The sequence below is a fragment of the Janthinobacterium sp. JC611 genome, assembly GCF_018682595.1.
GTDB lineage: Bacteria > Pseudomonadota > Gammaproteobacteria > Burkholderiales > Burkholderiaceae_D > Janthinobacterium.
This window is the reverse complement of record NZ_JAFLJN010000021.1, coordinates 530,725-556,579: the sequence shown is the minus strand read 5'-3', so window position 1 is coordinate 556,579 and position 25,855 is coordinate 530,725. Positions and strand designations below refer to the sequence as shown.

20 protein-coding genes are annotated in these 25,855 nt (G+C 63.7%); 18 read left to right on the top strand and 2 right to left on the bottom strand.

The features are described 5' to 3' along the window. The first annotated feature begins 126 nt into the window (after positions 1 to 126). The 18 genes from J0O65_RS16925 to J0O65_RS16840 all read left to right on the top strand — a co-directional run bounded on the left by J0O65_RS16925 (position 127) and on the right by J0O65_RS16840 (position 20,375). Positions 127 to 546 (top strand): FeoC-like transcriptional regulator, encoded by a 420-nt coding sequence (locus J0O65_RS16925; RefSeq protein WP_215408441.1) that lies wholly within the window; start codon positions 127 to 129, stop codon positions 544 to 546. 18 nt (positions 547 to 564) lie between these two features. Then, the gene (locus J0O65_RS16920) at positions 565 to 1,107 is read left to right on the top strand and encodes a DnaJ-like cysteine-rich domain-containing protein (RefSeq protein ID WP_215408440.1); all 543 of its coding nucleotides are present in this window, start codon (positions 565 to 567) and stop codon (positions 1,105 to 1,107) included. A gap of 342 nt (positions 1,108 to 1,449) precedes the next feature. After that, positions 1,450 to 2,655, top strand: a complete 1,206-nt coding sequence (locus tag J0O65_RS16915; RefSeq protein ID WP_215408439.1) for a phage tail tube protein — start codon at positions 1,450 to 1,452, stop codon at positions 2,653 to 2,655. A 79-nt stretch (positions 2,656 to 2,734) separates the two neighbouring features. Further along, positions 2,735 to 3,178, top strand: coding sequence for a hypothetical protein (locus J0O65_RS16910; RefSeq protein WP_070289666.1), 444 nt, complete (start codon positions 2,735 to 2,737; stop codon positions 3,176 to 3,178). After that, positions 3,112 to 3,522: a phage tail assembly chaperone gene (locus J0O65_RS28365; RefSeq protein ID WP_502793574.1), complete on the top strand. Its 411-nt coding sequence runs from the start codon at positions 3,112 to 3,114 to the stop codon at positions 3,520 to 3,522. Before J0O65_RS16910 ends, J0O65_RS28365 begins: the two co-directional genes overlap by 67 nt. Positions 3,523 to 3,574: 52 nt before the next feature. Next, the gene (locus J0O65_RS16900) at positions 3,575 to 8,167 is read left to right on the top strand and encodes a phage tail length tape measure family protein (protein WP_215408438.1); all 4,593 of its coding nucleotides are present in this window, start codon (positions 3,575 to 3,577) and stop codon (positions 8,165 to 8,167) included. After that, positions 8,164 to 9,633, top strand: a complete 1,470-nt coding sequence (locus J0O65_RS16895) for a hypothetical protein (RefSeq protein WP_215408437.1) — start codon at positions 8,164 to 8,166, stop codon at positions 9,631 to 9,633. Before J0O65_RS16900 ends, J0O65_RS16895 begins: the two co-directional genes overlap by 4 nt. Continuing rightward, complete coding sequence (locus J0O65_RS16890; protein WP_215408436.1) at positions 9,630 to 11,111, top strand: hypothetical protein; 1,482 nt, start codon at positions 9,630 to 9,632, stop codon at positions 11,109 to 11,111. The genes J0O65_RS16895 and J0O65_RS16890 overlap by 4 nt, the downstream gene beginning before the upstream one ends. Continuing rightward, positions 11,111 to 11,599 carry a DUF4376 domain-containing protein gene (locus J0O65_RS16885; protein WP_215408435.1) on the top strand — a complete coding sequence of 163 codons (489 nt, stop codon included), beginning with the start codon at positions 11,111 to 11,113 and terminating at the stop codon, positions 11,597 to 11,599. The genes J0O65_RS16890 and J0O65_RS16885 overlap by 1 nt, the downstream gene beginning before the upstream one ends. Continuing rightward, complete coding sequence (locus J0O65_RS16880; protein ID WP_215408433.1) at positions 11,596 to 12,426, top strand: hypothetical protein; 831 nt, start codon at positions 11,596 to 11,598, stop codon at positions 12,424 to 12,426. Before J0O65_RS16885 ends, J0O65_RS16880 begins: the two co-directional genes overlap by 4 nt. After that, positions 12,426 to 14,309, top strand: a complete 1,884-nt coding sequence (locus J0O65_RS16875) for a hypothetical protein (protein WP_215408431.1) — start codon at positions 12,426 to 12,428, stop codon at positions 14,307 to 14,309. Before J0O65_RS16880 ends, J0O65_RS16875 begins: the two co-directional genes overlap by 1 nt. 183 nt (positions 14,310 to 14,492) lie before the next feature. Next, complete coding sequence (locus tag J0O65_RS16870) at positions 14,493 to 15,347, top strand: hypothetical protein (RefSeq protein WP_215408429.1); 855 nt, start codon at positions 14,493 to 14,495, stop codon at positions 15,345 to 15,347. Further along, a complete protein-coding gene (locus J0O65_RS16865) occupies positions 15,348 to 16,670 on the top strand; it encodes a hypothetical protein (RefSeq protein WP_215408427.1) in 1,323 nt (440 codons plus the stop codon). It abuts the gene before it with no gap. Between the two features lie 74 nt (positions 16,671 to 16,744). Next, positions 16,745 to 17,173: a hypothetical protein gene (locus tag J0O65_RS16860; RefSeq protein WP_215408426.1), complete on the top strand. Its 429-nt coding sequence runs from the start codon at positions 16,745 to 16,747 to the stop codon at positions 17,171 to 17,173. Positions 17,174 to 17,187: 14 nt separating this feature from the next. Further along, complete coding sequence (locus J0O65_RS16855; protein WP_215408424.1) at positions 17,188 to 17,685, top strand: glycoside hydrolase family 19 protein; 498 nt, start codon at positions 17,188 to 17,190, stop codon at positions 17,683 to 17,685. Beyond that, positions 17,682 to 18,008 (top strand): hypothetical protein, encoded by a 327-nt coding sequence (locus tag J0O65_RS16850; protein ID WP_215408422.1) that lies wholly within the window; start codon positions 17,682 to 17,684, stop codon positions 18,006 to 18,008. The genes J0O65_RS16855 and J0O65_RS16850 overlap by 4 nt, the downstream gene beginning before the upstream one ends. A gap of 137 nt (positions 18,009 to 18,145) precedes the next feature. Further along, on the top strand, positions 18,146 to 18,310 hold the full coding sequence (locus J0O65_RS16845; protein ID WP_215408420.1) for a hypothetical protein: 165 nt from the start codon (positions 18,146 to 18,148) through the stop codon (positions 18,308 to 18,310). Between the two features lie 565 nt (positions 18,311 to 18,875). Then, positions 18,876 to 20,375, top strand: coding sequence for a nucleobase:cation symporter-2 family protein (locus tag J0O65_RS16840; RefSeq protein ID WP_215408418.1), 1,500 nt, complete (start codon positions 18,876 to 18,878; stop codon positions 20,373 to 20,375). Between the two features lie 44 nt (positions 20,376 to 20,419). Here the strand turns inward: J0O65_RS16840 and J0O65_RS16835 are convergent, their stop codons facing one another. Both J0O65_RS16835 and J0O65_RS16830 read right to left on the bottom strand, forming a co-directional pair. Beyond that, on the bottom strand, positions 20,420 to 25,462 hold the full coding sequence (locus tag J0O65_RS16835) for a diguanylate cyclase domain-containing protein (RefSeq protein ID WP_215408416.1): 5,043 nt from the start codon (positions 25,460 to 25,462) through the stop codon (positions 20,420 to 20,422). A 60-nt stretch (positions 25,463 to 25,522) separates the two neighbouring features. Further along, positions 25,523 to 25,810, bottom strand: a complete 288-nt coding sequence (locus tag J0O65_RS16830) for a hypothetical protein (protein WP_215408414.1) — start codon at positions 25,808 to 25,810, stop codon at positions 25,523 to 25,525. Positions 25,811 to 25,855: the final 45 nt, after the last annotated feature.

Sequence of the window (25,855 nt, the reverse complement as noted above, 5' to 3'; positions counted from 1 at the left end):
AATTTACCGTTTGATAAATTACCAAATGCTTGACTTTAACATTAGCGATTGATAAAGTCCAATCGTTGCCTGTCGCAAACGCACTACAGCGTTTGCCGGTGGGCGACACCACGGGAGGTCAGGCAGATGTTGAACAGCAGTCAGTTGGTTGAAAGCAGGGCGGCGCCACGGCAGGGGCGCCAGTTACAGGGACGCAGCAAGAAGTCGCAGCTGCATATCGCCCGCATCGCGCAGTACATCCGCGAGCAGGGCCAGGCCAGCGCGGCGCAGTTGTCCGCCTTGCTGGGACTCGATGCGGGCACCATGAGCCGCTATCTGCGCCACATGTGCGGCATGGGACAGATCCATCTGGCGCAGCGCCATTGCACGGAACCGGGGCGCCAGCGGCCCGCCCTGTACGCGCTGGGCGAGCAGGATGACGATGTCGATGGCTGGGCCGAACTGCCTCCGCAGGTGAGGCGCACGGCCAGCTGGGCACGCGGCACGGCCAGCCGCGATCCGCTGGTGGCGGCGCTGTTCGGACCAGCGCAAGAAAATCAAGATTAGTATCAACGAGGAGAAATCATGGGATTTGCAGAAAAATTCATCGCATCGCTGTCGTCGCGGAACCTGCGCGACGATGCCGTCCACCACGACCTGGACGTGATCGCGGCCGCCGCGCTGGCCGGCGACATGGGCGCCTTGCTGTGCCGCGTCAAATACGCGGACGGCACCATCAGCCGCCTGTTCGAGGGCAATGCGGGCAACCTGGCCCAATTGCTGCGCGCCTGGACGGCGGCCGTGACGCGGAAGGGCCGCGCGCGCCGCTGGGTCAAGGCGCACACGGCCTGGGATGCGCAGGCGGCCAATACCTTGTACCGCCGCGTGGCCGAGGCGTCGCTCGCGCATTGGCTCGACAGCAAATGCAAGGTCTGCCACGGCACGGGCGTCGTCGCCGCCATGCAGGCCGGCGCGCCCGTCGTCTGCCAGGCGTGCCACGGCGGCGGAGAAGCGGCCATCAGCTGCTCCGGCGGCTTCGAGCTCGAACGCATCAAGGACATGGTCAGCGAACTGGAAGCCATCTTCCAGTCGCACGGCGCCCGCGCAATGCGCCGCCTCGGTCACTGACAAATTTTTTGCAATATGCCTGGCGCTGAAAAAAACACCCCTACAATAGAGTCTCGATCACGCAGCAACCGCAACACCGGCAACACCCGTCACACCGCAGTACACCACATGCTTCTCCACTCGTAATAGACGCGCTTTCGGCGCGACACCGATAGGGGAATTCAGCGCAGCGAACGGCCTTCATGGCCCCTTCGCCCAACTTCCGTCCGGCATGGCCCCGCGCCATCCGGACGCCAGCCCGCCACCTCACCGTGTGCGGGCTTTTTCGTTTCATCGCCCATTTTTCAGTTTTTCCCACAAGGCCGCTCCGGCGGTTTTCATCCCACGAAAGGTTTTACAACTATGGCATCGACAGCAAACGGTATCGACAGCTTGATCGTTATCAGCAAACAAAGCGCCGAAGGCAGCAAGGCCGCCGCCGGCGGCGGCCAGATTTATCCCCGCGTGACTGCCACTTTCGACACGGAAGCGGACAAATACGCGAGCGCCGAAATCGACGCCAGCCAGCAGCAGGGCGATACCCGCCTGGGCAACTTCCGCACCACGGGCGCCATCAAGGCCGAAGCGGCGTGCGGCACGTATGCACCGCTGATGGCCGCGCTGCTGCGCCGCGATTTCACGGCCGGCGGCGTGGCTGCCGCGCAAACCACCATCGCCGCTGCCGCCACGGGCCTGACGCGCAGCGCCGGTTCCTGGCTGGCGGAGGGTTTCCGCGCCGGCAGCGTGGTGCGCATCACGGGCATGACGGCGCCGGCCGCCGCCAACAACGCGAAGAACTTCTTCGTCACGTCGGTGACTGCCACCAACCTGAATGGCCAGTTCATGGATGGTTCGGCGATGATCGTCAAGGCGGCCGGCGACTCGGTCGGCGTGGCGGCCGTGGGCAAGCGCAGCTTCACCCCGTTGACGGGCCACACCACCGACTGGTTCACGGCCGAAGTGCAGGACCCGAAGATCGGCGTGCACCGCAGCTTCGTCGACCAGCTGGTCAGCAAGATGGACATCGCCGTGCAGCCGAATGGCATCACCAGCCTCGATTTCACCCTGATGGGCAAGGCGGAAGGCCCGACCACGGCCGTGCCGTACTTCCCCACGCCGCTGGCCGCGCCGGGTTCCGGCAAGTTCTCGGGCGCCACGGCCATGCTGTCCGTGAACGGCATCCCGTCGCAGATCTGCACCGGTATGTCCGTCTCGCTCGATGGCCAGGTCAAGGTCGATCCGGTGATCGGCTCGAAATACGCCACGGCCGCCTCGCGCGGCAAGGTGATGGGCTCGGGCCAGTTCACGGTGCTGCTGCAGGACGCCACCTACCTCGACTACTTCAAGTCCGAGACGGAAATCCCGCTGGCCTACGCCATGGCGTCGGGCACGGCGCCGATGGCCGACGTGCTGGCGCTGGCCATGGGCCGCATCAAGATCACCTCGGCCAAGATCGACGACGGCGAGAAAAACAAGATCGTCACCTGCGCCTTCGACGTCCTGCGCTACAAGGGCACCGACGCGCAGCATGAAGCGACCACCCTGAGCATCCAGGACAGCGCGCTGTAAGCGACTAGCGCCTGCACCGGGGCCGCCGCGATGGCGGCCTTTTTTTATATTTTTCTACTTCCTCCAGAAAGCAGCACACATGAACAACGCACAAAAAATCCAGGCAGGTTTCGACATCGGCAATATCCACGCGGCTGCCACTCCCGTCACCTTCGACGTGCCCGTCATCTTCGACGCGGATGGCGAAGCGGTGGCCGGCCTGACCATCGTCGGCAAGAACAGCGAACAATACCGCCTGGCCAACAACGCCGTGCGCGCCGAGGGTTATAAAAAATCGGCGCGCCGCAAGACGGCCATCGACGCCTCCACCGACGAAGGCGCGGAACTGCTGGTGCAAGCCATCGACGGCAACCAGAAGCGCCTGGCCCTGGCCGTGGTCACGGGCTGGTACGGTTTCACCAGCAATGGCGCGCCCGTGCCGCTCGATGCCGCGCTGCTGGAAGCGGCCTTTGAAAAATATCCGACCTGGCAGGAAAAGGTCACCACGGCGCTGGAAAACGAGTCGAATTTTTTGAAACTCTGACGGCCAGCCTGCTGCGCTACGCCGGGCACCAGTTCGAGCGCGGCGCGCGGGCGGCCGACGGCCATGCCAAGGGCGAGCATATCGACGCGGCCCGGCGCCATCCGCTGTACCGCGCGCCGCCCGAAGAGGCGACGCCGCCCATGCCGTTCGAGCTGGCCCACGTGTGGGAATGGTTCGCGCAGTTGAACCGCAAGCGCCAGAACGGCATGGCCGTCAATCCCATCGCCAGCACGGAAATCCTCGCCTGGCAGGCGCGCCACGCCATCGCCATCGAGCCGTTCGAGCACCAGCTGCTGGACCAGCTCGACGCGCTGTTCCTGTCGCACCAGCATGCGGCGGGCTGACCCGCATTTTCCAACCCGGCCGCCATGCGCGGCCTTTTTTTATGGGCCAACCATGCCAGAGATAACAGAATTAAAACTTGCCGTGAATGCGGCGGAGATCAAGGCGGGAACGCAGGCAGTGAATGACCTGGCAGCCGCCAGTAAACAGACAGGCGAACAGGTTGAGAAGGCCAGCAGCAAGTTTGGCAACTTCGAACCACGGGTGCGCGCGCAGGCCGAAGCGGCGCGCACGGCGGCCGACGCGAACATCGCCCTGGGCGCGGGCGGCAGCGACGCCGCGGACGGTCTGCTCAAGGCACTTGAGGCGGTCAATGGCTTTACCAAGGCTTCGGCCAAGATCGGCGAAGCCGGATTGAACGCCGACATCGGGAAGATCAAGGATGGCCTGGGCGAGATGGCCAATGCCACCGGCTTGACGGAACTGGCCATGACGCGCCTGGGCGCTGGACCGTTGCTGGCGCTGAAGATGGCGGCCGACGTGGCGGCCTTTGTGGCTGAGGCCTTCGTACAAGGCCAGCTGGAATCGGATAAATTTTCCCGCGCCCTGGAGCTGACCGGCAATGCCGCCGGCATCACGGAAGGGCAGTTCAACACCATGGTAGCGTCGGTATCCGATGCCAGCCAGGGCGGCCTGGGCGATACCCGCGCGGTCTTGCAGACCTTGGTGGAAACGGGCCAGTTCACCAGCGAAGCGCTTAATTCCGTGGGCGCGGCGGCCGTTACCATGGCGCAAATGAATGGCCAGTCGGCCGGTGCCGTGGCGGCGGACTTCGCGACGATGGCGGACGGCGTCACCAACTGGGTTGATACGCACGATAAGAATTACAACATCCTGACAGGTGCCCAGTACGCGCATATCGCCGCCCTGGAAAAGGAAGGCAAGACGCAAGAGGCCATGGTGATGGCGAGCGACTTGATCAATGCGGGACTGCAAAAACGGGCTGAAAAGCTCAGCATGATCGGCACCTTGCTGCAAGGTAGCAAGAATCTCTGGTCCAGCTTCATGGATGGCATGCGTTCCATCGGACGCGAGGAGACGCCGGAAGACGAAATTGAAAAAATCAAGAAACGCACGGCTGAAGTGCGCCGCACGGGTCAACTGGTTCCCGGCACGCACCCGGCCGCGCGCCTGACAGGCGTCCAGATGGAACAGTTCGAGCAGGAGCAGGCCAGGGCCCTGGAAGTGGCGACGAACAAGAAGACGCAGCGGGAAGCAAAGGCGAAGGCCGACCAGGACGAATCGAAACGCAATGCCGAGGGCAAGCAGGCGGTCAAGGAGCTGGACGAAATGCAGAAGCGCTATGTCACCAGGGCGCAGCGCGAAACAGCGGAAATCAAACAGCTTGAAGAGACCCTGGCCAATGCCAGGGCCGCCGGTGTTTCCTTTTCGCCCGAAAAGGAGAAAGAGCTGCGGCAGAATATGCGAGCCTCGTTTGCGGCACCTTCCCGGACTGCCGCACCTGCCAGGACTGCAGCCCCTCCAGAGGCAGGTTCCGATTCCCGTGATGCCGTGCTGGCAGGTGAGTTGCAAGCGATCCAAAGCGCATTGCGCATCAAGAACGAGGGTTATGACCAGCAGGCCAAGCTTGACGAAGCGCGCCGCAAGGGCGGTGCCTTGAGCGAGGACGAGTTTTTTGCGAGCCGCCGCGTGGCGATCCGCGCGCGCGGAGATGCAGAGGTGGCAGCCTACCAGCAACAGGCCGAGGTCTTGACAGGCTTTCAGGCGAAGACGGCGCAAGGCCGCCAGGAAAACGTCAACAAGATCGCCGAGGCGGGTGCGGCACAGCTGCGCGTACAGCAGCAAGTCAACGCCGATCTGGCGCAACTGGAGGAAACGGCGCGCCAGGAGAAGGAAGCGGCAGCGAAGAAACGCGACGAGGAGGCCGCGGCAAAGGAGACCAAGATGCGTGCCGACAACATGGCGGCGGATGAAAAAACGTGGAAAGAATCGGTCGATGGCGCCAAGGCCATGGGCGACGCGCTGGAAAAAGCGTTTGGCAAGGCAGCGGCGGCGGTCGGCAAGTTGGGCACGGCCTTTGCCGATTATCAGAAGGCACAGCGTGACATTCAACGTACCCTGAGCGAAGGACTCACGGACGCCAAGGACGACAAGCCCAAACAAGAAGCTGCGCATGCCAAAGCCCGCGAGGATGGCGCGAAGGCGCAGATCAAGGGATACCGCGACATGGCTGGTGCGGCCAAGGGCTTCTTCAAGGAAAACAGCACGGGCTACAAGTTGATGGAAGGGGCCGAAAAGGCGTTTCGCGCGGTGGAGATGGCCGGCCAACTGCAAAAACTGGCCACCAGCCTGTTTGTATCTGGCTCGTCCGCTGCAGGCGTGGTCGTCGGCCAGGCAACGGAGACGGGCGCAGTGGCCGCCGGCCAGGCGGCGCAGAATGCGGCCAAGGTGCCGGGCGTGTTCATGTCCTTCATGAGTTCCATGGGGCCGTGGGGCTATGCGGCGGCGGCAGCGGCGATTGCCGCCGTGCTGGGCGGCGCCTTCAGCGGCGGCGGTGGCGGCGTCGACACGACGGCCAAAGATCGCCAGGCCGCCAACGGCACCGGCACGGTGCTCGGTGATTCGTCCGCGAAATCGGAATCGATCGCCAAGAGTCTGGAAATCATGGAGAAAAATTCCGGCCTGGGCCTGGCGTATTCCTCATCGATGGTGATCTCGCTCAAGCAGATCGTCTCGGGTATCGGTAGCCTGGGCAGCCTGCTGGTGCGCTCGGATATTCTGACCGCCGCGCTGGGTACCAAAGGCAGCTCCAGCGGCGGCTTCATCGGCAATGTCGTCAGCAGCATTTTTGGCGGCAAGACCACGGTGCAGGATGTGGGCATCGTGACCAATTCGTCGAGCCTGGGCACGTTGGAAAAATCCGGCTTCAATGTGAATTCCTACGTGGATATCAAGAAGTCCGGCGGCTGGTTTTCCAGCGACAAGAAGTCCACGAACCTCACGGCCATGGGAGCGGAAACGAATGACCAATTTACAAAAATCGTGCTGGGCCTGCGCACGAGTATCGTCGCGGCAGCCGATTCCCTTGGCATGGGTGGCGATGCCTTCTCGGCGCGCTTGAACACCTTCGTCGTCAGCCTGGGCAAGATCAGCCTGAAGGACTTGAAGGGCGAGGAAATGCAAAAAGCCCTGGAAGCGGCCTTTTCGAAGCTGGGCGACGACATGGCGAAGTTCGGCGTGGGCGGCCTGGAAAAATACCAGGCCGTGGGCGAGGGCTACCTGGAAACCTTGGCGCGTGTGGCGAACAATTACATGCAGGTGTCGGATGTGCTGGCCGTGCTGGGCAAGTCGTTCAACACATCCGGTCTTGCCGCCGTGGCGCTGAGCGAAAGCTTGATACACGCGGCGGGCGACCTCGATACCCTGACCAGCGGTACGAGCTTCTTCGTGCAGAACTTCCTGAGCGAGGCAGAGCAGATGGACCCCGTCACCAAGTCGGTGCGCAGCGCCATGGCGGCGATGGGGCAATCCGGCGTGACAACCAGCGAGCAGTTCAAGGCGCTGGTACTGGCGCAGGACTTGAACACGGTCGCTGGCCAGAACATGTACGTGCAGCTGCTTGCCATCGCCGAGCCGTTCAAGAAGGCGGCCGACTATGCCGCTGACCTGGCCGCCGCTACGGGCGAATTGAGCGAAGCAAGCAAGACGGCCAGCGACATTGCCGGCGAGCGCAAGGACCTGCAGCAGCAGTTGAACGAACTGACGAAGACTGAAGCACAATTGCTGGCCGCCCAGCGCGCCAGCATCGCCGACGGTAATCGCGGATTGTTCGACCAGATTCAGGCCGTCAAGGCAGTGACCAGCGCGAAGGATGCGCTGGCCAAGGCGTATGAAACGGAATCGGCGGCGGCCAAGTCGGCGCTGGAGAAATCGAAATCGTGGGTGACGACGCTGAATGGCCTGAACTCCAGCATGGCGTTGGGGGCCCAGTCGACGCTGACGCCGGAGCAGAAGTATGCGGAGGCACGGGCCCAGTTCGAGAAAACCCTGGCGGCCGCGAATGCGGGCGACGCGACGGCGCAATCGGGTTTGTCCGCCGCCGAGCAGGCATTTTTGACGGCATCGCAGGTGGTCAACGCGTCCGACGCCCGCTATGCGGCCGATTATGCCCGCGTGGTGGAAGCGAACAAGGAAGCGTTGAAATGGGCTGCCGCGCAAGTCGACGTGCAGCAAGCCAGCCTCGATGCGCTCAATGCCCAGGTGTCGGGCCTGATCACCATCAACGACAGCGTGCTGACGGTGGCGCAAGCCATTGCCGGCCTGCGGGCGGCGATGGGCGGTGCGGCGGATCTGGGTGTGCAACTCGGTAATCCTCCCGTGGTCGCGGCACTGGCTCCGATGACTTCCCCTGTCGCAGCGGCAGTCTTCGACCCCGTGCGCTACTCGTCGGCGGCGAACGCCGGCTCCGAGGTTCTCGTCGCCGAAATCCGCGGCCTGCGCGAAGACAACCAGGCCATGCGCCTCGAATTGGAAGGCTTGCGCGCCGACCAGCGGGCGCAAACGGGCGCCACCATCCAGGCCACCTTTGAATCGAACGCCAACGCCGCCAGGACGGTGGTTGATGGCGTGGATAAATCGTCCCGGGCATCCGCCTGGGCCAATGCAGTGAAAGGAGAATACGCATGACCGATGCGCAATTTCAGGATTGGCTGCAAAGCCCGTCGGCCATCCGCATGGTGCTGATCGAGGCGCAGGTGAACGTGGCCGGCAACGAGGTGACGCGGTATATCGCTTCGCGGCCCTACGTCACGGGCCCGGCTGAGGTGCCGGCGAATACCGCGTACCAGCCGCTGGCCAAGGGCGGCCTGGCCTTCACGGAACAGGTCAGCCTGTCCGGCGAGGCGGGGCTGTCGGGCGGCGATATCGAACTCGATAACGCCGACGGGGCTCTTGATGACTGGCTGGATGACGTCTGGATGAACCGGCCGATCAAGGCCTGGGCCGGCGATGCATCGTGGCCGCGCGCCGACTTCCAGTTGGTCTTCGACGGCATCATCGCCGACGTGGCAAGTGCGGGGCGCGAGTCGGTCAACCTGGTGCTGCGCGACAAGCTGCAGCGCCTGAATACGCCGATTTCCGAAGCCAAGCTGGGGGGCACGACGCCAAACAAGGACGCCATCCTGCCGATACCGTTTGGCGAATGCCACAACGTGGCGCCCTTGCTGACCAATCCGGCCACCCTGGAATACGGTTTTCTCGGCGCGGTCGAGTCGACGTTCGAGGTGCGCACCAACGGCAAGCCGATTGCCGTGGCGCTCAATGACCAGGCGGGCCGCTTCAATCTGACCACCGATCCGTTTTCCACCACGATCACGGCCAGCGTCCAAGGCGACAAGGGCGGCGGCTATGCGCCGCGCATCGCCCCGCTGGTGCGGCGCATCGCCACCGCCTACGGCAAGGCGGCCGACCGTTTTACCCCGGACGACCTGGACTTGGTCAACCTGGCCGCCTTCGATGCGGCCCACCCGCAGCCGGTGGGTCTGTATGTTGCGGACCGGACGAACCAGGCGCAAGCCATCCAGCAGCTGGCGGCCAGCGTGGGCGCCCAGGCGATCATGTCGCGCACCGGCCAGCTGCGCCTGGTGCAGATCGCGCTGCCGGCCGCCGGCGTGCCGCTGGCGATCGGTCCGGAGCAGATGCGCGAGCGCTCGCTGCGTCCCGCGCAGCGGGTGCCGGTGACGGCCGCCGTGAAGATCGGCTTCGACCGCAACTACACGCTGCAGGCTGGCCTGACGACCAGCATTCCGCCCGCGCATGCGGATTTGTACGCCACGGAATGGCTGACGGAGACGGTGGTCGATGAGGCGGTGCGTGCGCGTTACCGCCTGAGCGACGACCCGGTGCAGATCGATACCTGTCTGAAGACGCGGGCCGACGCCCTCGCGGAAGCGCAGCGGCGCCTGGCCTTGAGCAAGGTGCCGCGCACCATTTATGAATTCGATGGAGAACCCGAGATGATGATGCTGGAACTGGGACAGCCCGTAACTCTGCGCGCTGAGCGCTTCGGCTTGCAGGATGGCGTACCGGGCGTGGTCGTGCTGCTGTCGCGCTTCTGGCTGACGGGCAGAGTGACGGTGGGGGTGCTCGTATGAGCGCCATCGTGGGGGAACGTGACAGGATGATCATGAACACGGTGCCGCGCTTTCAGCCTGCGAACGACCGCGTGCTGCTGCTGGCGGCCACGGCGCAGGCGTTCAAGGTGGCGGCCACGACAATTGCCACGCCTGCGCGCATCGACTTCACGGCGGGACTGATCAATATGCAGGGGCAGGTGGCCTTTTCCGCCAGCAATGCCAGCGTGCTGACGCGCGTCGGCAATGTGGCCAGCATGACCTATGGCGGCATGGTGGGCGACAGCGTGACGGTCACGGCGACCATCGTGGTCGACGGCCTGACCTATACGGCCAGCCAGACGGTCAGCAAGATTTTCGATGGCGTAACCGGCAATTCGGCGCGCGTTGCCTACAGCAAGACCACGCTGCTGTCGCTGGCCAGCGCGCCGGCGACGATCAGCACACAGGGGGATGCGTCCTTCCCGCCAATCAATACCTGGGGCGCTGGCACGGTGTGGGAGGGGTCGCCGCAGGCTTTCGGCGCGGGTGAATCGCTGTACCGGTCCGATGGCATTTTCAATCCGGCCAGCGGCACGACCAAGTGGGCGGCGCCGTATCTGAATGCGCTGAAGGTGGGGCAGTTGAGCGCAATCAGCGCCGATCTTGGCAAAGTCACGGCAGGAGACATTTATAGCGCGACGCTGCACGGCGGTAGTGGTTATCCCACCAGTACCTATGCATGGCCAAGCAATGGCGGTAGCGGTTTCCATCTGAGCGAGAGTGGATTGCTGTTTGGCAATCCGGGCCTGGGAAAGTATGTGCAGATCGATGCGGCAGGCAATATCTATGCGCCTGGCTTTTCCATCATCAATGGCAGTGCTGTTTTCAGCGGCAACCTGGACGGCGTCAAGGGCACCTTCTCGGGAGAGTTAAAAGCGGCGAAGGGCACATTTTCTGGTGTGTTGGATGCAGCCAAAGGAAAATTTTCCGGTGAGCTGGACGCTGTGAAAGGTACATTTTCAGGCGATCTTTCGTCTGCGCGCGTGTCTGTTGGCACTGCCTCCGCTGCAACTGCATTTTTCGAGCCCGGTTATCCATCGATTTCCCTGCAATCGTCCGCATCCGGGGTATTTGTTGAGGCGTCGTCGCTCAATTCTGCGGCTGTATTTACCAATCTGGAAGTGCTGTTCAAGCACAACGCTCCAGGGTGGCCTGCCGCGCTCCGTATCCGCTCTGGTCGTGTATTTTTTTCAATCATTTGCACGGCGGTGGTCGACGATCAATTGAGCATCTGGTACCGCATCAATGGTGGGAATTGGCTCTGGATGAGCGGAGTCCAGGAGCGGCAGGGCGGAGATGGCCCTGCCGCAACGGTCTACGGACTTACCTTGGACATCAACGTGGGTGACACCGTCCAGTTCGGCGTTTCCGGCACCAATGCGTACCTTACTGCTGCGGACATGGGCAAGCTTTATGTTAAACAATGTCAGGCGATTGTGATCGCAAGGAATTTTTAATGGAAACAATCATCGTTAACCGTGACGGCACTTACACGAACGAGCGCACCGGCGAGATGTTGCCGCCACAGCCCAGCGAGCATCACGAATACGATGCGGCGGCGGACATGTGGATAGATGCAAGAACGCTGGATAGCGTCAAAGCTCGTACCTGGGCGCGCATCAAGGCGGCACGTAGCGTGGCTGAAGCCGCAGATTTCACGTGCGGAGGCGTTCTGTACCAGGCAGACAAGGATCGCATCGTTGGAGCCGCGCACATGGCCCTGATTGCGCAGGCTGCCGGCCAGCCATACAGCATCGACTGGACCCTGTCGGATAACACCTACCTGACGCTCGACGCGGCCGGCATGATCGCCGTCGGCGCAGCCCTGGGAGCACACGTTGCCACGGCGTTCGCCATCGCCCTTCACTTGCGAGGGCGGATCGCTGCCGCCGCTTCTTTTGATGCGCTTGAGGCCATTGTTTGGCCAGCGCAGGTGGGCGCATGAACAACTTGCGCATCATCTACGACAATGCCACCGACCGCGCGATGTTGACCGCATCGAGCCGGGCCGGTGCGCTTGGCCCGGCTAACCTGCAGCGCGAGGGAAAGTCTCTGGTATTGCGCTCAACCGGCGCATCGCTGAGCATCACGGCAACGTGGTCGTCACCGGAAATCATCGGCGGCGTGGCGTTGCCGTTTTGCAACCTGACTCCAGGGGCAACCATACGGGTCCGCGGCTATATCGAGCCCGGCGATGTTGCGCCTGCCATCGATAGTGGCGTCATGCCAGCGTGCGAGTATGCGCGGCTGGGCATGTGGGACTGGGGCGCATTGCCGCTGGGCTTGAATGCCTACAGTTATGGCGGCGGTACCTACGCCCGCTGCTGGTTTCAGATGCGCAGCATCAGGAAGCTGGTGATCGACCTGGCCGACCCTGACAATCCCGCCGGCTACATCGAGGCCGCGCGCCTGGTGGCTGGCCCTTACTGGAGTCCCGAGCAGAACGCGTCGTATGGCGCCGGTATCACGCCAGTCGATACCAGCAGCCAGTACCGCAATGGCGCCGGCGAACAGAAGGTGGAGCGCGGCGTGATGTACCGCAAGCTGTCGCTGGCGCTCGATCACATGACGCCGCTGGACCGTGCGGAACTGTGGCGCATCGTGCGCGGCAACGGCCTGTCGCGCCCGCTTTTCATCAGCCTGTATCCGGATAGCGACGATGTCGAGCTGGAGCAGGCGCACCAGGTGTATGGCCGTCTGGCCAACCTGGCCGCCATCACCACGCCATCTTTCCAGGCTTATGCCACCAACATCGAAATCGAGGAGTTGTAATGGGTGATTTTTTTTACTATGGTCAGAAGGATACGATCCAGCGCCTGAATGAGCTGGCGGGGCGGGGCGCCGTGGTGGCGTCGTATGCGCCCGCCGTGGGGCGGTCGCCACTTGGCGGGCCGAATGGATATATTGATGCCGCGTGGATTGATACTGCAACGCCAATTAAGTCACAATTTCCTATTAGTGTTGGTGCAGGAATGGCGAACAAGTATGGATACAACTACCTGCAAGGTGGTCAAGGTCAGCGCCTGTATAAAATCGCAACCTTGGAGCCTACGGTTTCCAGCACGTACTCATCGCTGCGTATTGATGCAATGGTAGGGGGGTGGGGCGCTTATGATTTGACAGCCATGACTATCATCATTGGCAGTCGTGTCGCTACGGCAGCTGAAGGTGTGAACGTCGAATGGTCGTCCAGCCGCTTCATCCCGGTTAATGTACGATTCTTGGCGTACTTGGAATCAGATGGCAAAGTCTCGGTGTACCTGTTCTTTTTGGCAGGTGGTTTTGCTCAGGCATCTTTCCAATTGATGGGAATGCAGATCACTACCTATACCAGTCCAGTTGCGGTGGACACAGTGACTGGCACGCCAGTATGGGATAGTTCCGCAAGCCCATCGGAGCCTTTGTATCGCTCCCCTCGTTCGCGTGGTATGGGTAACGCCCCAACCACTCTGCAAGGTACGAGCTTTGACAGCATTGTCGAAGTGCGTGCGCAAGACGGTAACACGTCTTCAGTGTCGTACCTTGCAGGCGCGCCAAAAGCGCACTCAATGGCAGCTAAACAAGAGGCAGAAGCCCTTCGTATTGGTGTATCCGGCAATACGGGTATCTCATACGCCGGCTTCTTCAATGCTGTGGTATCCGTAGGTGAAAATGCCAGCCCATTCGCATTGGGATACAAACTGGCGCTTAAGGCTCGTGATGTGGGTTCAGGGAACTTCACCCCAACACTGTTTTCCATTACTGGCAATGGCACGGTTTATGTTCCTTTGCTCAAGGCAGGAAGTAGCGACCCTTCTCTGCTGCGACATAATATCTGCCGTGGGACAGGGCAAGGAGCAGAGATTATATATTTTGGTGTTGATAATGCCCCTGCGCCAAGTGTAGGTATTTTAGCCTCTGAAGGGGTAGGAAGTTGGTCGGCACCGGTAGCGGTACTATATGTAGGCAAGAACTCCGCTACAGGTCGTAGCGTATCAGCCGGAGGTACAGTCAATACGTCAGGCAATGATTATGCCGAATACGTTTTCAAAAGCCCGGCCTGCGGTGTCGTCTCCCCCGGCCAAATAGTCGGTATCACAGCCGACAATACAGTCACCGACCAATGGTTCGATGCTGTCATGTTCTCGATCAAATCGACCGCGCCCTCGTTTGTCGGTGGTGATTCCTGGGCGAATGACATAGGGCAGCGCCCATCGCCCCAGGCAGGAACAGCGCCGAGCCAGCCCCTGCGCCGAGAAGACGTGCTAACGCAGCAGCCAGTTCTCGGCACCAATCCACCGGAATACGAGGATGTGGTCACCGAGTCCGGCGATACCGATGAAGAATGGGCCGATAAACAGGCCACCTTCGCTATCGCACTGGCCGCCCACAACGCCGCCGTGCTGCAGGACGCCGAAGCCATGGCCGCCTTCGACGCGGCGCTGGAAGTCGAGCGCCAGAAGGTCGACCGCATCGCCATCGCCGGCCGCGTGCCGGTCAACGTGCTGGGTACCCAGCCTGGTGATTACATCGTGCCGGTGCAGGACGGCGCCGGCATCAAGGGCATCGCCGTGCACGAGGACGATCTCAGCATGAAGCAATACCTGCAGGCGGTCGGCCGCGTGATCTCGATCGAGCCGGACGGCCGGGCTTATGTGATGGTCAAGGCCGTGTGACCAGGCAGTCATCCCTCTCAAACCCGCTTCGGCGGGTTTTTTCATTTCGGCCACCAGTACCGGGATAGTCGAGGTGATGCTGTCGAAGCGGCGCCGGGAAATTGCCGCCACCGGGCCTATCGGCGTTGCCACTGGGTTTATTTCACCAATCACTTACCTCATTCTGGAAGGGGCATTGCCGCCATGAGCAATCTTCGCATCATCCACGACAACGCCGCTGACCGCGCGGTGCTGACGGCATCAAGCCAAACCGGCGAACTTGGTCCGGCCAACCTGCAGCGCGACAGCAAGAACGCCGTGCTGCGCGCCAGCGGCACTGCACAGACCATCACCGCCACCTGGCTGACGCAGGAGTCCATCGCCTGCGTGGCGCTGATCTCCACCAACATGACCAGCAGCGCGCGCATGCGCGTGCGCGGCTATGCCCAGCCGGGCGACGCCGTGCCGGTACTCGACACAGGCAGCATCTTCCCGTGCCCGGCTGCCGTGCATGGCTCCTATCCCTGGGGCGTTCTGCCGCTCGGCTGGAACGCCTATCAGTGGGGCGGTGTAAACACCTGGCCGTGCGGCGGCGGCTCCGACGGCGTGACATGGTTCGCCCCTGTGCGCGTGCGCCGGATAGTGATCGACGTGTCTGCGCCACAAAGCCCGGAAGGCTACCTGGAAATCTCGCGGCTGGTGGTGGGCAACTACTGGTCACCGCAATACAACGCCGAGTATGGCGCGCAGTTGCAGACGCAGGATAGCAGTGAAAATTACCGCACGGGTGCGGGCAACCTGAAAACCGCGCTGGGCACGAGCAGCGACAAGCTGAGCATCAATCTGACGCACCTGACTTCGATGGACCGCGCGCGCTTCATGCGCATCCTGCGCGAGAACGGCAAGGGCAAGGCGATGCTGTTCAGTTTGTTCCCGGAAAATCCGGATCCGCTGCTGGAGCAGGACTACATGCTGTATGGCAAAGCCAGCAATAGCGACGCGGTAGCTACGCCGTACTTTGACACTTATTCAGCACCACTACAAATTGAAGGAATCTAAATGGCGGATAAATTTTATGACGGTATGCCCAACGTCAACGAGAAACTGAATGAAATGGATCGGGCGTTTGCGGCGGGACCGTACAATGCGCTGCCACTGACTGGCGGCAATTTGTCTGGGCCAATCGTCAGCTTCAGCAGTGTTGCATTTGTGACTCCTGGCGCCCCCGCCCCCGGCGACGCGCCCACAATGCTGCGTGGGGCGGCGCACCAGGGAGGTATATCGCCATCGCTGGTGGCGGCGCTAGGGGTCGGGGGCACAAACGGTTTATCGTATCAGGGGCAGTTCAGGTGGTACACGTCATCTGGTCGGTCCACATCTAACGGCACGTACACCTATGTGTCATACGACCTGCGCCTGCGTGCAATTGATGTCCAGAGCAACTTGGAAAGTGCTGATCTGATGGTCATCAGCGGGGCAGGAGATTTAGCGGTTCGAGGCACCCTGTCTTCATCGGCACGCATCGTCTCTAGTGCGATACAAGTCGGCCCCATTCCAGCAATGGGGAGCGAAAGTATCATAGGAGGGATTGACCAGTCGCAGGGGAAGACTAACCTCCGAATCCCAAACAGCACGACGTTCTATGTATCGGCAGGGGCAATGGGGTCCGCTTCGGCGTGTAGTGTGTCTGTAAATGCAAGCACCAACACGGGACGTAGCATTAACGCCAGCGGGACGATCAACGCTGGCGGCGCCGACTATGCCGAATACATTTTCAAGTCTCCTGCATGCGGCATCGTCGCGGCAGGTCAGTTGATCGGCATCGGCGCGGATGGCAAGCTGACCGATCGCTGGGCCGACGCCATCTCGTTTGCCGTGAAATCCACGGATCCTTGCATGGTCGGCGGCGACAAATGGTCGCAACAACTTGGCCAGCGTCCGGCATCCGTGACGCGTACTGTTGATCGCGTTGAATCGCAGCTGGTCAGCGAGGCGCAACCAGCTGTCGAGGCCATCTACGATGGCCTCACCCTGCTCACGCCAGCGATTCCCGCCAAGGCTGCCGTATACCGCGAGGTGCCGCTGGCAGGCGATACGGATGAAGAGTGGGCTGTTCGGCAGGCTCCCGGGCTTGCCTTCGATGCGGCACTCGAAGCGCTGCGCCAGACGGTCGACCGCATCGCTTTCGCCGGTCAGGTGCCATGCAACGTCCTGGGAGCTACTTCCGGACAGTTCATCTTGCCGGTGCAGCAAGGCGAGGGCATTGCGGGCATTGCCATCAACGAGGAAGACATGACGCTCCAGCAATACCTGCGCGCCATCGGCAAGGTCATCGCCATCGAAGAGGATGGACGCGCCCGTGTCATCGTGAAGGTGGCATAAAGACTGAGACTGCGCTTGCTACATCCCAACCCGCCTCGGCGGGTTTTTTCATTTCCACCACCTGAAAGGCAATCATGGCCCTCGAAACTACCGCCGCCGGCGGCGCATTGATCAAATTGTTTGGCGTGCCCGTGCTGGCCGGCGCCGCCGCCACGTCGCTGGGCTTCATGTTCATGTGGCCCCAGTCCACCAAGGAGGCATTCATTCGTTTTTGTTCCAGCATCATCATTTCCACCTTCCTCGGCCCCGCGCTGGTGGCCGCCGTGCTGTCGTGGTGGCCCAGCCTGTTCGACAGCGCGAAGACCGTGGCGGGCCTGTATGGCGGCGATCCGGCCACGGGTTTTTTGTTCATCGCCGCGCCGCTGATGGTGGCGGCCGGCTTGCCCGCCTGGTGGGTGCTGGGCGCCTGCGTGCGCTGGTTCGACAAGCGGCGCGGCAAGGACATCGGCGAACTGGCGGCCGATGCGGCCGCTGCCGTCAAGGATGTGCGGGGCATGCTGTGACAGGCGCGCAATTGATGCAGATCATGCCGCTGGCCGGCCGCCGCGCTACGCTGTTCCTGGCGCCCCTGAATGCGGCGATGACCGAGTTCAGCATCGATACACCGCTGCGCCAGGCATCGTTCCTGGCGCAGGTGGGCCACGAATCGGGACAGTTACGCTATGTGCGCGAGCTGGCCAGCGGCGCGGCCTATGAAGGAAGGGCGGACTTGGGCAATGTGATCGCCGGCGATGGCGTGCGTTTCAAGGGGCGCGGTTTGCTGCAGGTGACGGGGCGCGCCAACTATGCCGCGTGCGGCGTGGCGCTGGGCCTGGATTTGCTGGCGGCGCCGCAGCTGCTGGAGCAAACGATATTCGCGTGTCGCTCGGCGGGCTGGTTCTGGCAATCGCGCGGCTTGAACCGCCTGGCCGACGCGGGCGACCAGGAAAGGGTGACGCGCCGCATCAACGGCGGCGTGAACGGCCTGGCCGAACGCCTGGCCTGGTATGCAGCGGCGCGCAAGGTGCTGGCATGAAGCCGTCGTTGAGCATTATGGCCATGTTGCTGTTGCTGGGTGCCGCCGTGTTTTGCGCGCAGCGCTGGGGCCGCGAAGCGGGCCGTGCCGCATGCGCGACGCAAGTGCAGGAGGTGCAGGGCCTGTTGCGGCGCCAGACCCAGGCGCTGAATGTGATGCGGGACGAGGGGGCACGCAGGTCGGAGCGGGCCCGGCAGGCATTGGCCAGCGCGCAGGCTGGGCAGGCAGACGCCCAGGCGGCAGCGGCGCGCATCCTGGCATTGCAGCCAGGTGGCGACGCTTGCCGCGCGGCCGAGGCGCTGATCGCCAGCGAAATGCCATGAGGCGGCCGCAATGTGAGCAGAGTAGCGGATGGCTGGCAAGCAGGCGGAGTATCAAGTATGCCGGAACGGTATTGCTGGTGAGTGTATTGACCGGCTGTGCGGCTTGGGCGCCCGCATCGAACGTGGAAACTTGGCCGGTGAGCGCGCCCTGTATCGCCACGCTCCCGGTCGCTCTCGCCTTGCCGGCGGTGCCATCCCACGGCATTTTCGAGCAAGTGCAAGCCTTGCTGGCGCGCGAGCAATTGCGTGCCGCCCATGTGCGCCAGCTGGAAGCGCTGCTTGAAGCCTGCTCTGGTGGCTAAGAGCCTGTCCCGGTAGGGCGCATCGTCTGCTGGCAGCGCATCAGGAACGCGGCCAGGGCGCGAGGAGGACGGGTGGCGAACCTGCGACGGCGCTCGACGTCGTCCCCGCTGCCCAGAGGCACCAGCAGGGGAGGTATGCATCTACTGGGATAGGCGCCAAGCACCGGTCAGCGGATTCCAGCTTTCACTTTCACTTTCCACCTCCACCTCCACCTCTACCTCCACCTCCACCTCCACCTCCACCTCCACTTCAGCTTCCAGCCATCCGTCGCCAGCGGCCTGCCAGCGCTGCGGCCTTTGCCGCCTTCAGGTGCAGGCGCGGGGCGGCATGCGAGAAAACGGTGCAGTCGCCGCCAGATTGGCCGATCCTTGATGATTTTTTGCCACAATTTCTATATACAATCCACCTGGCACGATGCGTGCTTGGCATACCTTGGTTGTCCTATCCAGGGAGCTTCGCATGCCTCGTCCGCCGCCAGTGTGTTCCTGTCGTCCCGTTTCTCTTTTGCTTTTCCCCTTCACCTGCGCCCAGCCGGGGCGTGGTCACCCAGGAAATGGAGCGTAAATGGTCACTCCCCGTCTGAAATCCATCCACCGCGGCGTGCCAGGCGCCGTTCCTGCCGCGCCATCGCCTGTCGACGAAGTGCTGCCAGCGGGCAAACTGTTCACCCTGGGCTTGCAGCACGTGCTCGTCATGTATGCGGGCGCCATCGCCGTGCCGCTGATCGTCGGCCGCGCCCTCAAGTTGCCGCCCGAACAGGTGGCGGCACTGATCAGTGCCGACCTGTTCTGTTGCGGCCTCGTCACCCTGATCCAGTCCCTGGGAATCGGCAAGACCTTCGGCATCCGCCTGCCCGTGATGATGGGCGTGACCTTTGCCGCCGTCAGTCCCATGCTGGCCATGGCCAACAATCCGGCGCTGGGCATCACCGGTATCTTTGGCGCCGTGATCGGCGCCGGCGTCGTCTCCATGCTGATCGCGCCCTTCATCAGCCGCCTGCTGGTCCTGTTTCCACCCGTGGTTACCGGCAGCATCATCGCCGTGATCGGCGTGTCGCTGATGCGCGTGGGCGTGAACTGGGCCATGGGCGGGCCACCCGCCATGGCGCAGATTGCCGATCCCGCCTTCCTCCAGATGGCCGCTGCCGCCACGGCGGCCGGCTTGCCGGCCCCGGCCGGCCCCGCGCCCCTGATCGCCAATCCCGGCTACGGCGCGCTGGATAACATGGGCATCGCCTTCTTCGTGCTGGCCGTCATCTTGTTGGTGGCCAAGTATGGCCGCGGTTTCCTGTCGAATATCGCGGTATTGATCGGCATCATCGCCGGCACGGCCCTGTCGTTTGCGCTGGGCAAGGCCGATTTCGCCAAGGTGGCCGGCGCCAAGGCCTTTGCCATCGTCACGCCGTTCCAGTTCGGCATGCCGACCTTCGACGTGGTCGCCATCGTCACCATGAGCCTGGTAATGATCGTCGTCATGATCGAGTCCTTGGGCATGTTCCTGGCGCTGGGAGAAATGACGGACAAGCGCATCACGCAGGCCGATATCAGCCGCGGCTTGCGCGTCGATGGCCTGGGCACCTTGATCGGCGGCATCTTCAATACTTTTCCCTACACCTCGTTCTCGCAAAACGTGGGCCTGGTGGGCGTGACGGGCGTGCGCAGCCGCTGGGTCTGCGTGGCGGCCGGCCTCATCCTGCTCGTCATGGGGGTGATTCCGAAGATCGCGCAGACGGCCGAAGCCGTGCCGGCGTTCGTGCTGGGCGGGGCAGGGCTGGTGATGTTCGGCATGGTCGCCGCCACCGGCATCCGCATCCTGGCCGGCGTCGACTACAAGAGCAACCGCAACAACCTGCTCATCGTGGCCCTGGCGATCGGCTTCGGCATGCTGCCGCTGGTGGCCGAGCAATATGCGCAGCACATGCCGAAGGCCTTGTCGCCCTTGCTGCACAGCGGTATCCTGCTGGCCGCCATCGTCGCCGTGTTGCTCAACCTGTTCTTCAACGGTTTTTCTTCGCAGGAAACGGCGCAGGCGCAGGCGCGCGAGACCAGTCATGGCAGCGAGTGAGGCGCCGCCCCGCGCCGTGAAACATGGCGCGCGCCGCGTGCCGCTCAGCCAGGCGGCAGCATCCTCAGCACCACGCAATTGCGTCCCGCATCCTTGGCCTGGTACAGGGCGGCATCGGCCAGGCGCAACATGGCGTCCGGATCGGCGGCGCCCGGCGCCGACTGGACCGCGATGCCGACGCTGATCGTCACCAGCCGCGCCTGCGTGTTCGCGTGGACGATGCCCAGATCTTCGATGGCGCGCCGCAGCGCTGCGCCGATCTGGCGCGCTTCGTCCGCGCCGGTGTTCTGCAGCACGATCGAAAACTCTTCGCCGCCGTAGCGCGCCGTCAGGTCGCCCGCGCGCCGCATGCCGGCCGCCAGCGCCTGCGCGACCCGGATCAGGCAGGCATCGCCGGCCTGGTGGCCGTGACGGTCGTTAAATAGCTTGAAGTAGTCGACATCGAGCATGATGACGGCGAGCGGCTGGCCGACGCGCGTGGCACGCGCACATTCGGCGCGCAGCACGTCGTCGAAATGGCGCCGGTTCGACAGGCCCGTCAGGCCGTCGGTGATGGACAGGGTCGCCAGCTTGCGGTTCGCGTCTTCCAGCTGTTCCGTGCGCTCGGCAACGCGCCGTTCCAGGCTGTCGTGCAGCCTGGCGCTGGAGATCGAGATCATCGCCTGTGCGCCGAGCATGCGCAGGAACGCGACGCGCTCCTCCGTGAACGAGGCTTCGGCCAGCCGGTTCTCGAAGTACAGGATGCCGTCGATCTGGCCGCCGTGCCGGATCGGCAGGCACATGACGGCGCGCGGCCGCTGCAACTGCACGTACGGGTCGGCGGCAAAGCGCGAGGCGTCCGTGATGCAGTCTTCGATCACCTCGGCGCCGGTACGGATGACGTAGCGCAGCAGCGACAGCGGAAATTGCGGGTCGCTGGCGGCGTTCAGGTCGAGCCGGCGCGCTTGCAGCACGCTGACGCCATCGCCATCGAGATTGGCTTCCAGCTGGTAGCGGCCCTCGGACAGCAGCAGCAGGCGCGCCACCTGCCCGCCGGCGTTTTCGCAGACGATGGAAATGAGGCGTGTCAGCACGTTGCGCAGGCCGACTTCGTTCGACAGGATTTGCGCCGCCTTCAGCAGCGACACCAGATCGAGCGCGGCACTACCATGCGTATGGGAGACCGAATGGCGCTGCGTGGCGCGGCCATCCATCCTTGACAGCGCTGCGGCATGGCGCTCGCGCAGTTGCGCCACCTTGCCCTGCGCGCCCCACTGGCCATAATGCGCGATGGCGTCCCTGACGAAGACGGCGGCCACGCGCGGCTGTCCCTGGTCGGACCAGCATTCACCGCACAGTTCATTGCCCAGCGCCTGCATGTTGACGTAGCCCGCCAGGCCGGCCGCGTCGATCGCCTGCTGGTAAAGGCGGGTGGCCAGTTGCAGGTCGTCCCGGTAGCGCGCCATCTCGGCCATCACCAGCAGATGTTTGGCGGCGCTATTGTCCGAGCCTTGCCTGGCCCACTCGGCGAGATTCGCTTGCAGCGTGCCGATCACCGCCTGCACGGCGCCCGTGTCGGGGCGCGCGGGAGCGCGACGCAGGGCGCGGATCAGGATCAGCGCGGCGTAGAAGCTGCACTCGGCCACCTTGGCCTGGCCGCGCATGATCTGCGTGACGATGCCGAGCTGGCCGGCCAGCGGCTCGGCGTCGGCGCCGTCGAACAGGTAGGCGTTGCGTATCTTCCCTTGCAAGAAGTAGGCGCGGTACAGTGTCGAGTCGCCATATTGTGCGAGGAAGCCTGCCTCGCTGAAGACGGCATCGTCGTAGCTGGCATGACGGGGCAGAAGGCCCATCAGGCACTTGATCGGCTGGACCGCGGCGGCGACGCAGCAATCGGCCATCGCCTGCTGGCCGTTGGCGCGCATCAGCGCCAGGTCGTGCTCGATGTCGTGCATCAGGTGCGGCAGGTAGTCGCCCAGGATGATCCGGTCGGTGGCGCGCACGGCCGCCACCACGCCGACCTGCACGAAGTCGGCGATTTCCAGCGCCCAGCCAAACGCTTCTTCGTACAGGGCGTCGGAGTTGCGCAACGGCTGCGTCCAGTGGCTGCTGAGCGCGCCGAACATCAAGCCCGTGAGCGTGCGCGTCTGCAGGTTGGCACGCCGCCGGGCCAGGGCCATCGCCATCGCGCCGAAGTCATAGGCGCGCGCGATGTCGTCGCTGTACAGCGCCAGCATCAGCGCGTAGCCGACATAGGCGACGGCGCTGGAATCGCTGGTCCCCCGCTGCATGGACAGGCGCGTCATCGACACCACCATCAGGGCGCTGAGATCCTGCTGGCCGGCGTAGTAGCTGGCCATCCACAGGCCCTGCATCATCTGCATCGCGGCCACCGCGTCCGGCTCGCACATGTCGCCCGCTTCCAGCAAGGTCTCGGGCGCATGCGCGCCAGGCTGCCGCCCGATGTCGGCGAGAATGTCGGCGAAGCGCGCCTTCATGTGCGCCACCTCGTGCGGAATGTCGATGTGCAGCAGCGCCAGGCCGTCGCGCTGCACGGCGATGGCGTCGAGCAGGCGGCCCTGCAATTGATACTGGTGCGCCTGGATGGCGATGCAGCGCACTTGCTGCAAGGGGTTCGAGGCACGGGCGCGCACGAGCGGGTAGATCGCCTCGGCGGCGTCGAACTGGCCGCACAGGTAGGCCGCTTCGGCCGCGCCCAGCTGCAGCTCGAGCCAGAGATCGGCGTGGACGCTCCATGCTTGATCCGGCAGCAGGTCGAGACCGATGCGCATGTGTTCCAGGGTGGACTGGAACGCGGCGCAACGTCGCGCCTTGACGCCGGCCTGGAGATTGAGCGTCGCCAGCTGCACGCGCTCGCCCGCCTCGTCGATCAGCGCGCGGCCCGCGTTGAGCTGCTCGACGATGTCAAACAGTGTCTCGTCCTGTCGCTCTGGCAGCGCATGCCGCAGCAGCAGGCGGCCGACGAGAAGATGGTTGGCCACGCGCGTAGCGGCATCGGCGACCAGGTAGGCTGCCTGCTGCACCCGGTCGTGCAGGAAGCGGTAACTGACGCCGCTGTTGCCCGCGGCGGTGTCGCCATCGACGTATTTATAGCGTTCGTCGAGCGGCTGGATCAATCCTGCCCTGAGCGCCGGCCACAGGTCTTGCTGCGCTTGCCGGGGCGCGCGGCCCACCGCCAGGGTGAGCGTGTCGAGCGTGAAGCGGTTGCCGCTGGACGCGGCCAGTTGCAGCAGGTGCTGCGTCGGAGTGGGCAGGCGGCGGATTTTCTCCAGCAGCACCTCGACCACGTTGTCCGTGTACTTGGCCTGTTCTATCGCCGGCAAGTCCCAGTCCCAGCAATCGTCGGCCGGCCGGTAGCGCAGATGGCCCGTCTCATTGAGCGCGGCGAGGAACTGGTTGAGGAAAAAGGGATTGCCGGCCGTCTTGCGGTAGCAAATGCTGGTCAGTGGCGCGCAATCGGGGGCCGCTACGCGCACGGTGGCCGAGACCATTTGCGCCACCTGCGGCTCGGTCAGCGCGCTCAGTAACAGCGTCGAGAGCCGCACGTCCCGGGCCAGCAGCTTGTCGCGCAGCGCGATGAGCGGATGCGCGGCGCCCACTTCGTTGTCGCGGTAGGCGCCGATGAACAGCATGTGGCTCTTGTCGCACGAGACCATCAGCAGTTCGATCATCCGCAGCGTGGCCGCATCGGCCCATTGCAGGTCGTCGAGGAACAGCACCAGCGGATGCCCGGCGCAGGCGAAGACTTCGACGAAGCGGGGAAACAAGCGGTCCAGGCGCAGCTGGGCCTGATCCGGCGCCGCCGCGGGCAGCGCGTCGGTGGGGCCGACGATCAGGGCCAGCTGGGGAATCAGCTCGACGATCACGCCCACGCCGCCGCCCAGGGCCTGGTGCAATTTCGCGGACCATTGCCGCAGCGTTTCCTCGGGCTGGCCCAGCAGCTGGCGCACCAGCCCCTGGAAGGCCTGGACCAGCGGGGCATACGGTACGTCGCGCTGGAACTGGTCGCATTTTCCGGACAGGAAGCAGCCGCGCCGGGCGATGATGGGCTTTTGCACTTCGTTGACGACCGCCGACTTGCCGATCCCCGAATGGCCGGCCACCAGCAGCATTTCGCCGGCGCCGGCGGCACTGCGTTCAAACGCCGCCAGCAGCATGGCGATGGCATCCTCGCGCCCGCGCAGCGTTTGCGGCACCAGGAAGCGGCCATTGTGGTCGGACAGCGTGAGCGCCTGCGCCGGCTTTTTCGCGCGGCATGCCGCGAGGTCGCTGCGCAAGCCTTGCAGGCTCTGATAGCGCTGATCGGCATTTTTTTCCAGCAGCCGCTGGATGATCGGCAGCAGCTGGCCGGGCAAGCCTGCCAGCGCCGGGTGCGACCAGTCCGGACTGCGCGCAATGTGGCAATGCACGAGTTCCATCTCGTCGCCCGCCTCGAACGGCGCCTGGCCAGTCAGCAATTCGTACAAGGTGGCGCCGAGCGCATAGAAATCGGCGCGCCAATCGACCCGCCGGTTCATGCGCCCGGTCTGTTCCGGCGCCATGTAGCGCAGCGTGCCTTCCAGGGTCTGGAGGCTGACGACGCCATGGCTTTCGCAGGGCAGCTCGCAGGCGATGCCGAAATCGATCAGCTGCAGCAGGCGCCGCTCGTCATTCCACACCAGATTGGAGGGATTGATGTCCTTGTGGATCACGCCCTGACGATGGACCTCGTCCAGTGCCGCGCATAGTTGCAGCGCGATGTCGAAAAAAACGTCCAGCGCCAATGCGGGCTGCGACGGCGTCCTGCGCGCCGCCACCTGCGCGCGCAACACCTGGTCGAGCGCCACGCCGCCGGCATCTTCCTGAATCATCGTCCAGTGCCCGCCGTGCAGCTGCAGCGCCAGCGGATGCGCCACGCCAGGATGGCGGCAGCGGCGCGCGATCGCATACTCGCGCTTGAACTGCGCCAGTTGCTGAAAGGAGGGGAACTGCTGATTCGGCATCTTGACGATCAACGCCGTGCCATCGGCGGCCCTGGCACGGTAGACGCGCGAGCGGGCACCGCTGTGCAGCTGTGTGATGATCTCGTGGTCGAAAAGGGAGCGCATGGGCTGGGCTTGGCGTTACACAGACGGTTGCGGGAGCCTTGAGGCGCTCATTGCCAAGTATTAGTTGATTGTTAGTATTATATCAGCAGGCAGCCGTGGAGTGAGCGCCGGGCACGTGGTGCGATGGGCGGTGTTGTATAAAGCCGGCAGGGCTGTGACGGCAGCGTGCCGGGTTTCCCGCAGCAGGCTGAGCAGATGTTCCTTGCCCGCTGCGGGGATAGTTTCGACGTCCCGCACTTCCGCCACGCAGGGCGCCGGCAACTGGCGAGATCGATGGGCGCGCGCGACGCTTACCTGTTCTATGAGCACGGCCAAGGTGATGGCTGGGCCGGACAGATCGGTGTTCACGCAATGCATGATGCCGAAATCCGCATGCGGACGCACGCGGTGGCG

Coding starts and splice junctions, on each gene's coding strand:
- J0O65_RS16925 (WP_215408441.1), top strand. CDS start 127: ATGTTGAACAGCAGTCAGTTGGTTGAAAGCAGGGCGGCGCCACGGCAG.
- J0O65_RS16920 (WP_215408440.1), top strand. CDS start 565: ATGGGATTTGCAGAAAAATTCATCGCATCGCTGTCGTCGCGGAACCTG.
- J0O65_RS16915 (WP_215408439.1), top strand. CDS start 1,450: ATGGCATCGACAGCAAACGGTATCGACAGCTTGATCGTTATCAGCAAA.
- J0O65_RS16910 (WP_070289666.1), top strand. CDS start 2,735: ATGAACAACGCACAAAAAATCCAGGCAGGTTTCGACATCGGCAATATC.
- J0O65_RS16900 (WP_215408438.1), top strand. CDS start 3,575: ATGCCAGAGATAACAGAATTAAAACTTGCCGTGAATGCGGCGGAGATC.
- J0O65_RS16895 (WP_215408437.1), top strand. CDS start 8,164: ATGACCGATGCGCAATTTCAGGATTGGCTGCAAAGCCCGTCGGCCATC.
- J0O65_RS16890 (WP_215408436.1), top strand. CDS start 9,630: ATGAGCGCCATCGTGGGGGAACGTGACAGGATGATCATGAACACGGTG.
- J0O65_RS16885 (WP_215408435.1), top strand. CDS start 11,111: ATGGAAACAATCATCGTTAACCGTGACGGCACTTACACGAACGAGCGC.
- J0O65_RS16880 (WP_215408433.1), top strand. CDS start 11,596: ATGAACAACTTGCGCATCATCTACGACAATGCCACCGACCGCGCGATG.
- J0O65_RS16875 (WP_215408431.1), top strand. CDS start 12,426: ATGGGTGATTTTTTTTACTATGGTCAGAAGGATACGATCCAGCGCCTG.
- J0O65_RS16870 (WP_215408429.1), top strand. CDS start 14,493: ATGAGCAATCTTCGCATCATCCACGACAACGCCGCTGACCGCGCGGTG.
- J0O65_RS16865 (WP_215408427.1), top strand. CDS start 15,348: ATGGCGGATAAATTTTATGACGGTATGCCCAACGTCAACGAGAAACTG.
- J0O65_RS16860 (WP_215408426.1), top strand. CDS start 16,745: ATGGCCCTCGAAACTACCGCCGCCGGCGGCGCATTGATCAAATTGTTT.
- J0O65_RS16855 (WP_215408424.1), top strand. CDS start 17,188: ATGCAGATCATGCCGCTGGCCGGCCGCCGCGCTACGCTGTTCCTGGCG.
- J0O65_RS16850 (WP_215408422.1), top strand. CDS start 17,682: ATGAAGCCGTCGTTGAGCATTATGGCCATGTTGCTGTTGCTGGGTGCC.
- J0O65_RS16840 (WP_215408418.1), top strand. CDS start 18,876: ATGGTCACTCCCCGTCTGAAATCCATCCACCGCGGCGTGCCAGGCGCC.
- J0O65_RS16835 (WP_215408416.1), bottom strand. CDS start 25,462: ATGCGCTCCCTTTTCGACCACGAGATCATCACACAGCTGCACAGCGGT.